This window comes from Paraburkholderia sp. SIMBA_027, from assembly GCF_046535315.1.
GTDB lineage: Bacteria > Pseudomonadota > Gammaproteobacteria > Burkholderiales > Burkholderiaceae > Paraburkholderia > Paraburkholderia tropica.
This window is the reverse complement of sequence record NZ_JAWRWY010000739.1, coordinates 1-266: the sequence shown is the minus strand read 5'-3', so window position 1 is coordinate 266 and position 266 is coordinate 1. Positions and strand designations below refer to the sequence as shown.

Genomic DNA, 266 nt, shown 5'->3' with positions numbered 1-266 from the left:
CCACCTTGGGGTTGGTGGGGCAACGAACCATTTCCCCAACGTTCGTTTTCACAACGTACTTTGACTACGCCATGAGCGAGGCAGAGGTCCAGGACATGATCCAACAGATTGTCCGCATTCATCCATGGGAAGTTCCGGTTATCGAAATTTCCGGACCCATCAGCGTCTCCACCGGCGTTGAGGCACCGGCTGTCGACATGCCGGCTGTCGAAAGCCGGGTGGCCTGATGCAGGGCACGTCTCCCCGGTTGTGGGCTGACTTGGCGG

General features: G+C 58.6%; 1 protein-coding gene. It reads left to right on the top strand.

The window, feature by feature from the left end; genetic code table 11:
- The coding region (locus SB764_RS41015; RefSeq protein ID WP_410866898.1) for a hypothetical protein at nt 1–227 on the top strand (227 nt) is incomplete at its 5' end.
- Between the last annotated feature and the right edge of the window lie 39 nt (nt 228–266).